Source organism: Peptoniphilus indolicus ATCC 29427 (assembly GCF_000227315.1).
GTDB classification, from domain to species: domain Bacteria; phylum Bacillota; class Clostridia; order Tissierellales; family Peptoniphilaceae; genus Peptoniphilus; species Peptoniphilus indolicus.
Map to the genome: position 1 here is coordinate 16,732 of NZ_JH165066.1, position 10,820 is coordinate 27,551.

The 10,820-nt window shown below is 30.8% G+C and carries 11 protein-coding genes and 1 pseudogene; all 12 read right to left on the minus strand.

Annotated elements, in window-relative coordinates:
- Positions 1–8 precede the first annotated feature (8 nt).
- The 12 genes and pseudogenes from HMPREF9129_RS09040 to sufC all read right to left on the minus strand — a co-directional run bounded on the left by HMPREF9129_RS09040 (position 9) and on the right by sufC (position 10,609).
- The gene (locus HMPREF9129_RS09040; protein ID WP_004822788.1) at positions 9–257 is read right to left on the minus strand and encodes an IreB family regulatory phosphoprotein; all 249 of its coding nucleotides are present in this window, start codon (positions 255–257) and stop codon (positions 9–11) included.
- A 37-nt stretch (positions 258–294) separates the two neighbouring features.
- On the minus strand, positions 295–2,916 hold the full coding sequence (alaS, locus tag HMPREF9129_RS09045; RefSeq protein WP_004822791.1) for an alanine--tRNA ligase: 2,622 nt from the start codon (positions 2,914–2,916) through the stop codon (positions 295–297).
- A gap of 49 nt (positions 2,917–2,965) precedes the next feature.
- Positions 2,966–3,634: an AI-2E family transporter gene (locus HMPREF9129_RS12525; protein WP_004822793.1), complete on the minus strand. Its 669-nt coding sequence runs from the start codon at positions 3,632–3,634 to the stop codon at positions 2,966–2,968.
- Positions 3,635–3,657: 23 nt separating this feature from the next.
- Positions 3,658–4,212: an AI-2E family transporter gene (locus HMPREF9129_RS12530; RefSeq protein WP_004822795.1), complete on the minus strand. Its 555-nt coding sequence runs from the start codon at positions 4,210–4,212 to the stop codon at positions 3,658–3,660.
- A 9-nt stretch (positions 4,213–4,221) separates the two neighbouring features.
- Positions 4,222–5,340: a cysteine desulfurase family protein gene (locus tag HMPREF9129_RS09055; RefSeq protein WP_004822796.1), complete on the minus strand. Its 1,119-nt coding sequence runs from the start codon at positions 5,338–5,340 to the stop codon at positions 4,222–4,224.
- Between the two features lie 2 nt (positions 5,341–5,342).
- Positions 5,343–5,753, minus strand: a complete 411-nt coding sequence (locus HMPREF9129_RS09060; protein WP_004822798.1) for an RrF2 family transcriptional regulator — start codon at positions 5,751–5,753, stop codon at positions 5,343–5,345.
- Between the two features lie 8 nt (positions 5,754–5,761).
- Positions 5,762–6,214 (minus strand): Fe-S cluster assembly sulfur transfer protein SufU, encoded by a 453-nt coding sequence (gene sufU / locus HMPREF9129_RS09065; protein WP_004822801.1) that lies wholly within the window; start codon positions 6,212–6,214, stop codon positions 5,762–5,764.
- Entirely contained in the window at positions 6,204–7,436 is a 1,233-nt protein-coding gene (locus HMPREF9129_RS09070) for an aminotransferase class V-fold PLP-dependent enzyme (protein WP_004822802.1), read from the minus strand. The genes sufU and HMPREF9129_RS09070 overlap by 11 nt, the downstream gene beginning before the upstream one ends.
- Position 7,437: 1 nt before the next feature.
- Complete coding sequence (locus HMPREF9129_RS09075; RefSeq protein ID WP_083827201.1) at positions 7,438–8,214, minus strand: SufB/SufD family protein; 777 nt, start codon at positions 8,212–8,214, stop codon at positions 7,438–7,440.
- An 8-nt stretch (positions 8,215–8,222) separates the two neighbouring features.
- Positions 8,223–8,441 (minus strand): hypothetical protein, encoded by a 219-nt coding sequence (locus HMPREF9129_RS09080; protein WP_004822807.1) that lies wholly within the window; start codon positions 8,439–8,441, stop codon positions 8,223–8,225.
- Between the two features lie 9 nt (positions 8,442–8,450).
- A complete protein-coding gene (gene sufB, locus HMPREF9129_RS09085) occupies positions 8,451–9,830 on the minus strand; it encodes a Fe-S cluster assembly protein SufB (protein ID WP_040553039.1) in 1,380 nt (459 codons plus the stop codon).
- A gap of 30 nt (positions 9,831–9,860) precedes the next feature.
- Positions 9,861–10,609: pseudogene (sufC, locus tag HMPREF9129_RS09090) on the minus strand (Fe-S cluster assembly ATPase SufC).
- Between the last annotated feature and the right edge of the window lie 211 nt (positions 10,610–10,820).

The window sequence follows — 10,820 nt, forward strand, 5'->3', positions numbered from 1 at the left end:
TTAGTGAATTACTTAAGATATAATCTTAATAATTCACCTAAAAGTTCATCTCTTTCAATTTCTTGAATGATGGATCTTGCATTATTATGACTAGTTATATATGTTGGATCTCCGGATAAAATATATCCTATTATTTGGTCTATTGGATTATACCCTTTTTCTTCCAAAGCTACATAAACTGTCTTTAAAATATTTTTAAATATTTCTGATTCTAAAGCTTGCTTTTCGAAAATCTGTGTTTGATTTTTATCGTTCATATATTCCTCCTGTAATTATAACATAGAAATACTTACATTAAATCAATTCCTCTAATTTTGACAATGCTTCTTGCACTTTACTAACATCTTTAGCTCCTGCAGTTGCCATATTTGGTCTACCGCCACCGCCACCTTGAGCTATTTTAGCAACTTCTTTTACGATATTCCCAGCAGAATATCCCTTAGAAATTAACTCTTTAGAAACAGCGCATACAAAATTAACTTTTCCATCTACAACCGTAGAAAGTAATACTATAATATTACCCATTTTTTCTCTAACATCATCTGCTATATTTCTAAGAGTATTAACATCTACTCCTTCAAAACTATAAGTTACATATGATACTTCATTCTTAATCTTTACATTCTCTATTATACCAGATAATTCATCTTTTGCTGATTTAAGTTTAAGGCCTTCTATTTCCTTTTCATATTCTTTTACAGAATTAACTAGTGCTGAAATTTTTGATATAACTTCTGTCTTAGTTGTCTTTAAAATTTGAGCTGATTCATCTCTTAAGTTTTCTAATGAATTTAAATATACATAAACAGCCGGTCCAGTTATAGCTTCTATTCTTCTAACCCCAGATGATATACCACTTTCTGAAACTATTTTAAACATTCCTATTTCAGAAGTATTTCTTACATGTGTTCCACCACAAAGTTCCATTGAGTAACTTCCCATGCTCAATACTCTAACTTCATCAGAATATTTTTCTTCAAAAAGTCCTATAGCTCCCATTTCGTATGCACCTTTAGGGTCTGTTATAGTAGTCTTAACTTCTAATGAGTCAAATATTTTGCTGTTTACAATTTCTTCTATTTTATTTAAAATTTCAGCATTTACTGGTTCAAAATGAGTAAAATCAAATCTCATCCTATCAGGGCCAACTTCTGAGCCTGCTTGATTTACGTGATCTCCTAAAGTATCTTTTAAAGCTTGATGTAATAAATGAGTAACCGAATGATTACGTCTTATATCTTGTCTTCTTTTTAGATCTATTTTGGCAACTACATTTTCTAACTGACAAAGACCTTCTTCAACTTCTACTAAGTGAATATTCACTCCATTTTTTGCCTTCTTAGTGTCTAACACTTTAAGTTTAAAGTTATCAGAACTGATAATTCCTGTATCTCCAATCTGTCCTCCAGATTGTGCATAGAAAGGAGTTTTATCTAGAATTACAGCACCCTTTTCACCTTCATTTAATTCAGAAACTTCTTTTCCTGATGATAAAATATGAGTTATTTCTGTTTCAACTTCATTTAAATCATATCCGACAAATTCATTTTCAAAACCATCATAAATTCCTTCAGATTCGTTACTTGACCATCCCACTTCATCAGAATCATCTCTAGCAGCTCTAGCTCTGTTTCTTTGTTCTTCCATCAATGCAAAGAAACCGTCTCTATCTAACTTTAACCCGTTATCATTTATAATTTCCTCAGTTAAATCTATAGGGAATCCATAAGTATCATATAATTTAAATGCTGTATCTCCATTTAAAGTGTCTAATCCATTTTCTTTTAGATTCTTTATCTCTTCATCTAACATAAGAGTTCCCTTATCAATAGTTTGAGCAAATTTTTCTTCTTCAAGTTTTATAACTTGTTTAATTTTTTCTTTATTTGTTTCAAGGTCTTGATAGTGCTTACCCCATGAATCTATTACTTCATCTGTCAATTGATGTAAGAAACTTCCATTTATCCCTAAATTCTTGCCATGTTTAGCTGCTCTTCTTATAAGTCTTCTAAGAACATAGCCTCTTCCTTCATTTGAAGGTCTTATAGAATCTGATATCATAAAAGTCATAGCTCTTATGTGGTCAGTTATAACTCTCATAGACTCGTCTTTTTTAGCATTTTCTAGATAAGTAATTCCAGATATATTTGAAATTGCTTTTATTATATTTTGTAGCGCGTCTATTTCAAATATATTATTTGTTCCTTGAAGAACTGTAGAAATTCTCTCCAATCCCATTCCTGTATCTATATTTGGATGAGATAATGGATGATAAATTCCTTCTTCGTCTTTATCAAATTGAGTGAATACAAGATTCCAAACTTCTATAAATCTTTCGCAATCACAACCCGGTTTACAGTTAGGGTCGTCACAGCCATATTTTTCGCCTCTGTCTACATATATTTCAGAACAAGGTCCTGATGGTCCAACTTCAAGTTCCCAAAAATTATCTTCTTTTCCAAGTCTTACTATTTTCCCCTCAGGAATACCTATTTTATCTCTCCATATAGCAAAAGCTTCATCATCTTCTTCATAAACAGTAACCCATAGCTTTTCTTCTTCTATCTCAAGTCTTTCAGTTAAAAATTCCCAAGCCCAAGTTATTGCTTCAGTTTTAAAATAATCTCCAAAAGAAAAATTACCTAACATTTCAAAGAAAGTTGCGTGTCTATCAGTTTTCCCTACATTATCTATGTCGCCTGTTCTTATGCATTTTTGACAAGTTGTAACTCTACTATGTGGGGGTGTCAATTCTTTAGTAAAGTATTTTTTCATTGGCGCCATACCTGCCCCAATTAGTAAAAGTGATTTATCCCCTTTTGGAATTAAAGAAAAACTATCTAATACAAGATGTTCTTTACTTTTAAAAAATTCTAAAAATTCACTTCTAATTTCTTGGAGTTTTAAATTCTTCATCCTTTTTTTACACCTCAATTATAAAAATCCTCCCTAAATAGGGAGGTTATTAAACTATATCTCTATTTCTTTCATTGTACTTTATTTTTAAGTAGTCAACAAGTATTAAGATTATAGAAAATACAGGAACAGATAAAATCATTCCCAATACTCCAAAAATCCCTCCTCCTATTATAATGGAAATCAAAACTAAAATTGGATTCAATCCTGTTTTGTCTCCTATTAACTTTGGCGCAAGAATATTATTTTCAGCCCATTGTAACAGCACAAATAATATCGCTACCCAAAGAGCTTTAAACGGAGATACTATAAAAGCAAATAATACTGCTGGTACAAATCCCATAAATGGTCCTATATAAGGAATTATATCAGCTATCATAGTTATAATTCCTATTACAACAGCAAAGTCGACCCTTAAAATTAAAAGATAAATCATTGTGAAAAAACCTACAAAAAATGCTAATAACAATCTTCCTTTAACAAAATTAAGTAATGCTTGATTTATCCTCATAGAAAGATACAGTATGTCTTCTTTGTATTTTCTAGGTAAAATTTTTACTATTCCATTTTTGAATTTATCCTTATCTACAGTAAAATAAAATGCAAAAATAAACATTAAAACAATTCTAAGTAGCTTTGAGAATATTGCTCCAACACCACTACCTACATTTTTCAAACTGTCTACAAATGAACCTTGCAAATTATTTACAAGTTTCATTACAGAATCTCTAAATCCATCTCCTATTTTTTTAAATCGAAAGACTGATAAATTGTAGATGTATTATTCTTGCTTAAATTCTCCATTATTTTAGAAAAATCAGTACCTAATTTTTCTAAAATAACTGGTGTTCTAAGCAATAAATTTGTAATTTCTTGAACAGTTTTTGGTATTACAATTACCATTAATAGTCCAAGTATTAATATAATACTAACGTATACAATCAATACTCCTACTTTTCTGTTTACATTTTTTGTTTCCAAAAAAGTTACAATCGGATTAATAACAAATGCAATTACTGCACCAAAAAATATGGCCCATAAAGTATCTGCCACTATTCCGTATTTTTGTAAAATTATTCTAAATATGTACAAAACTATTATTGCAAATAACACATTTATAATAACTTTTAAATCAACTCTTATTCTTTTATCAGATTCTATATATACGTTCCCTATATTTATAAGATAGTATATCGTTAAAAATAATAATAGTAGGAAAAGAGTTGCTGTACCGATTACTAAAAACTCAGGTGTCAAATTCACCACACCCATATTTTGTAATTTTGTCGCTTGCATATCACACCTCTATCTAAGAGAATTTATACTATCTATTATTATAGCAGAAGCTCTGTCTATCTGCTCTTCTGAATTTTCTTCATTTAATGTAAGCCTTAAACTATTTTTAGATAACTCATCATTTCTACCAATAGCTTTTAAAACGTATGATGGATTAATTGAGCCTGAATTGCATGCACTTCCAATTGATGCCATAATACCTTCCATATCTAATTTCATCAGTAAAATGCTTGAATCAACATTTTCCATAGATATGTTTATATTTCCTTTTAATCTATTTTCAAGGTCTCCATTTAAATAAACTCCTTCTAAACTCAAAAGATTTTTTAAGAGTTTATCTCTCAATTTTTCTATTTTTGAATTTCTTACATACACATTTTTTTGAGCTATTTCAACAGCTTTTGCAAACCCAACTATTCCAGCAACATTCTCTGTTCCAGCTCGTTTATTCCGCTCTTGTGAACCACCATTTATCATAGAGTTTATTTTTGTGCCCTCTTTAATATAAAGAGCTCCTACTCCCTTTGGTCCATGTATTTTATGCGCCGAAAAGCTCATCATATCTACATTTAATTCACTTAAATTAATTTCAATAGAACCTAAAGCCTGAACTGCATCTACATGAAACAATGTATTTTTATCTTTTAAAAATTCTCCTATTTCTTTTATAGGTTGTATAGTGCCTATCTCATTATTCGCATACATGACTGAAATAAGAGCTGTGTCATCTCTTAACTTACTTTTTAAAGAATCAATTTCAACTATTCCATTACTATTTACATCTAAATATTCTATTTCATAGCCTAAATCTTTCATATATTCTAAGCTTTGTAAAACAGCTTCATGCTCTATTGGCGTAGAAAGTATGTGTTTAGATTTTAAAAGACTACCTTTTATAGCCCAATTGTCAGCTTCAGAACCACCTGATGTAAAAAATATTTCTTTACTCTTACATCGCAATGCCTTTGCTATTAAATCTCTAGCCTCTATTATAGCTTCCTTAGATTTTTTCCCTATTGAATAAACACTTGAAGCGTTACCATAAAATTCTTTTAAATATGGCAACATTGCTCCAAATACTTCATCACTAATTTTTGTTGTAGCAGCATTATCTAAATAAATTTCCATACCTACTCCATATCGGCTAAAGTGAGTGAATCTAAAACTCCATCAAGTTTTTCTTGTAACGTGTCCAAAATATTTTTTGTTGCACAAGAACTTCCTTCACAAGCATTGTATCCCCTACAATCAGAGCTATTTAAATTTTTACAAGATATAGATATATTTCCTTCAAGAGAGTTTAAAATTTCTCCAATTTTTATTTCATTAGGAGCTTTTTTTAATTGATAGCCGCCTTTAGCTCCTCTTGAACTCTTCACTAAATCACTTTTTTTCAATAATGTAAAAAGTTGTTCTAAATAGGCTTCTGACAGATTTTCTTCTTTAGCTATCTCGCTAATAGATATTGGACCTTTCCCATAATTTATAGAAAGCCTATGCATTGCCATAAGTCCATATCTACCCTTAGTAGAAAGTTTCATTTTTTCACCTACACACTAAAACTCTTTTTATCAATATCCGTCTCTATCATTTCTTTCAAAGTATACCAAGGTAGTACTGCGCATTTTACACGCGCCGGTAAATTTTGAATACTTTCAAATGCTATAGCATCTTCTAAATCTTCCAGATCAGCTTCATCTGAAATTTCTCCCTTTACCATAGCTATAAATTTATTGCTAAGTTCCAAAGCTTTTTGCGTGTCCAATCCTTTTATAGTGTCTATCATTATAGAAGTAGAAGCTTGAGAGATAGCACAACCTATTCCAGTATAAGAAGCATCTTCTATTTTTTCTTCTTTAACTCTTAGCTCTAGTGTTATTTCATCTCCACATGAAGGATTGTGTCCCAATTCAACATGAGTTGGATTTTCTAAATGTCTTCTATTTCTCTTATTTCGACTTTGTTCTAATATTAGTTCAGTGTATATATCATTAAGATTCAATTTGTAACATCCTCCTAACTTCTTCTAAATGCTCGATAAAATAATCTATCTCTTCAAAAGTATTGTAAAAAGCAAATGAAGCTCTACAAGAAAAGTTATTTCCTAATTTTCTGTGTAATGGTTGCGCACAATGATGTCCACTTCTTATTGCTATTCCATAATTATCCAAAATAGAAGCTACATCGTGTGGATGAGCATCTTTAAAATTAAAGCTTATTAAAGGACTTCTTTCTTTAACTGGTGTAGTATACACTTCTATAAATGGTAGTTTTTTCATTTTATCGTAACAGTAAGTTGTAAGTTCAGACTCATATTCATAGATATTATCCATACCTATTTTTTCAATATATTCTATGGCAGTTTTTAAAGATTTTGCTCCTCCTACATTTACTGTACCCGCTTCAAATCTTTGAGGAGATGGCATGTATGAGCTTTTATCTTCATACACATATTCAATCATCTCTCCACCATACATATATGGGTTCATAGAATTTAATATATCCTCTCTTCCATAAAGGACTCCTATCCCCATAGCAGAAACCATTTTATGTCCTGAAAAAACTAAAAAATCGCAATCTAAGTCCTGTACATCAACTTTGTGGTGTGGTGCATATTGAGCTGCATCAACTATACAAATTGCCCCAGAACTACTCTTAGCCTTCTTTATAAATTCTTTAACATTAGGCATAGTCCCAACTACATTGGAAGCTGCTGTTATACTAAATAGTTTTGTATTCTTATTTAGTTTACTTTCAAATTCTTCATCTGTTATTTGCATATTTTCATCTAAATATAAATATACAAGCTTTGCTCCTGTCTTATTAGCAACATATTGCCAAGTTACAAGGTTAGAATGATGCTCCATAATTGAGATTAAAATTTCATCTCCAGTAGATAAGTTTTCTAAAGCCCAACTATATGCTATCAAATTTAAAGCTTCTGTTGCATTTCTCACAAATACAATTTCATTTGATGACTTGGCATTTACAAATTCCCTAACTTTATCTCTAGCACCTTCGTAAACATCTGTAGCTTCCATAGCAAAATGATGGGCCCCTCTATGAGGGTTCCCATTTTCATAATTATAATATTCTTCAAGAGATTCTATTACTTGTCTTGGTTTTTGAGTAGTAGCTCCATTGTCAAAATAAATATATTTTTTATCTGATTTTAGATAAGAAAAATCTTCTCTAATTTTTTCAACTTGTTCCCTATTAAGCATATTATCTCCTAACTATTTCTTGAACTCTATCATTGATTAAGTCTTTTAACTCTTGATTTTCAATTGAATCAATTGCCTTAGCAAATCTTGATAAAATTATCAAAGATTCTGCTTGTTGTTGGTCGAGTCCTCTTGACATCAAGTAAAATAATAAATCGGTGTCTATTTTCCCTGCACTAGCAGCATGATTACCTTGTACATCATCTTCATGAGCCAGTAAAACCGGTACAGATAAAGCTATAACATCATCAGATAATAGAGTTGCATATTCTTCCTCTGAACCTATAGATCCACTAGAGCCTTCTTTGAAATCTAATGTTGATTTAAAGTTCTTATAGCTTTCATCTCTAAGAGCTCCATTTACCATGATATCTGAATTTGATTTTTTAGCATGGTGATATATGTCATAGAATAGATTCAATTCATTTTTTCCATACCCAAAATAAATACTATTTATATTTATATTTGAATCTTCACCAATTAAATTACCCTTTAAGTTAGTGTATAGTTCAACACTTCCTATTTCATATTGGAACAAGTTTAAAGTTGCGCTTTCATCAATATCTGTGATTATTGATTCAATAACTTTTTTGTTTTCTTCCATTTGAACTATAAATAAGTTCACTATTGAATTCTTTTCAAGCTTTAACCTTATAAGCGAACTTCTAAAATCAGATTTTGTATTTTCATCATATTTTAAAACTAAGTTAAGTTTTGCTCCATATTCAGCATAAATATCTGTCAGCTCAACTAGAGTTTCATTTGAGTCGTAAATGATTGTTTTATTTAAACTTTCACCATTTCAACCTTATTTTTATAATAATTATAATTATTTATATTTAATTCTTTTATTTCTTTAGAAAAACCGTAATCAGATTTAAATTCTCTTTCCTTCAGTTCTATCTTATCAACTAGATTAATCGGTAATTCCAACTCTACTTGATTAACATTTGAAGAATCAAATGTTCTAAAAGACAAGTTATTTCCGTATATCTTATTTCCCATTCTATCCTCCTAGCCTATAGAACCTTCAAGTTCTAAGTTTATCAAGTTATTCATTTCTACAGCATATTCCATAGGTAACTCTTTAGCTATTGGTTCTGCAAACCCTCTAACCACCATAGCCTTAGCTTCAGACTCTGGGATGCCTCTACTCATCAAATAGAAAATTACTTGGTCTGATATTCTACCAATTTTCGCTTCATGTCCTAAGTCAACATGCTTATTTTTTATATCTATTACTGGTATAGTATCTGACCTTGATTCACTATCAAGCATTAATGACTCACAAGATACAGAACTCTTAACATCATGTGCATTTGAAGAAACACTTACCAAACCTCTATATACTGCAACTCCTCCTGATTTGGAAATTGACTTTGAGTTTACCGTTGATTTTGTATGAGAAGCCGTATGGATTGCTTTAGCTCCTGTGTCTATATTTTGACCTGCTCCTGCAAATGAAATACCTGTGTATTCACTGCTTGCATATTCCCCTCTTAAAACAGAAGTTGGGTACAACATAGACACTTTAGAACCGAAAGAACCTGAAACCCATTCAATTTTACCATGCGCATCTACTATAGCCCTCTTAGTGTTTAAGTTGTACATATTTCTTGACCAGTTTTCTATTGTAGAATATCTAAGAGTTGCGTTTTTGCCAACAAACAACTCTACTCCACCAGCATGTAAATTCAATACATTGTACTTAGGAGCTGAACATCCTTCTATAAAATGACAATACGCATTGTCTTCAATGATTATAAGAGTGTGTTCAAATTGTCCTGCTCCAGGAGCATTAAGTCTGAAATAAGACTGTAATGGCACATCAACCTTTACACCTTCCGGCACATACACAAAACTACCGCCAGACCATACAGCATAGTGAAGAGCTGCATACTTGTGCAAAGTTGGAGTTATACATTTTTGGAAGTATTTTTTTACTATTTCAGGATATTCTCTAAGACCAGTTTCAAAATCAGTATAAACTACACCTTGGTCTAAAAGATATTTTTGAATGTTGTGATAAACAACCTCACTGTCATATTGTGCACCTACCCCTGAAAGTAGAGCTTCTTTTTCAGCTTCAGGAATACCTAATTTATCAAATGTATCTCTGATTTCATCCGGTACATTTTTCCAATCATCAGTTAGATCAGCATCCGGTCTGATGTAAGTTGTCACCTTTTGTATATCAACTTCAGATAAATCAGGTCCCCAAGTAGGATTTTCTTGTGAGTTGAATATTCCCAAAGCCTTTAATCTATACTCAAGCATCCATTCCGGTTCATTTTTTTCGCTTGATATTTGTCTTATAATTTCTTCAGATAAACCTTGTTCAGTTTTAGATCTATATGAAAAAGAATTTTTGATGTCATAGATCCCTCTATCCATTTCATCAATTTGAGTTTTCTTGGTAACCACTTACTTCACCTCTTCTCTTATCCAATTAAATCCTTTTTCTTCTATCTCATCTATTAAACTTGCATCTGATTCTTTAACAATTTCACCATTTATAATCACATGTACATAATCAGGAACTATACTCTTTATAAGCTCTCTATGGTGAGTTATTATAATTACAGCATTATCTTCAGAAGCAAATCTTGCTATTCCTTCAGACACAACTCTTGTAGCATCTACGTCAAGTCCAGAGTCAGTTTCATCCAAAATAGCTAACTTAGGATTTAATATTAACATTTGAAGAATTTCATTCTTCTTCATTTCCCCACCTGAAAATCCTTGATTTAAATATCTTAAAGCATAAGATTCATCAAAATCTAACTTGTCCATTTCATTTTTTAATTCTTTTTAAATTTTAAAATAGATATATTTTCATCTTGGATAGTTGATTTAGCAGTTCTTATAAAATTCTCAACAGTTATTCCACTCACTTCCATTGGAGTTTGGAAAGACATAAACATACCCTTTTTAGCTCTCTTATCAGTTGTTTGTTCTGTTACATCTTCACCATCTAAAAATATCTTTCCAGAAGTTACACTATACTCTGGATTATTCATTAAAACATTGGCAAGTGTTGATTTACCAGAACCGTTTGGTCCCATAATTACATGCACTTCACCATAATTAACTTTCAAATTTATATTCCTAAGGATTTCTTTATCCTCTACACCTGCGCTTAAGTTTTCAATTCTTAAGAGTTCACGACTCATAATTTCCTCCTACAATATTTATTACAAACCCAATTCATAGTAAACCACTACGATTAATACTTTAAGATTATAACATAATTTTTTAAAAACTCATATAGAATTACTAGGATTTTAATATAAATCTGTAATTTTCTTATTTTGACAAAATAATTTACTAAAAGTATAATTACTTTGAGGTGTTATATGGCTCGGTATTATTTTGCAGCATTGT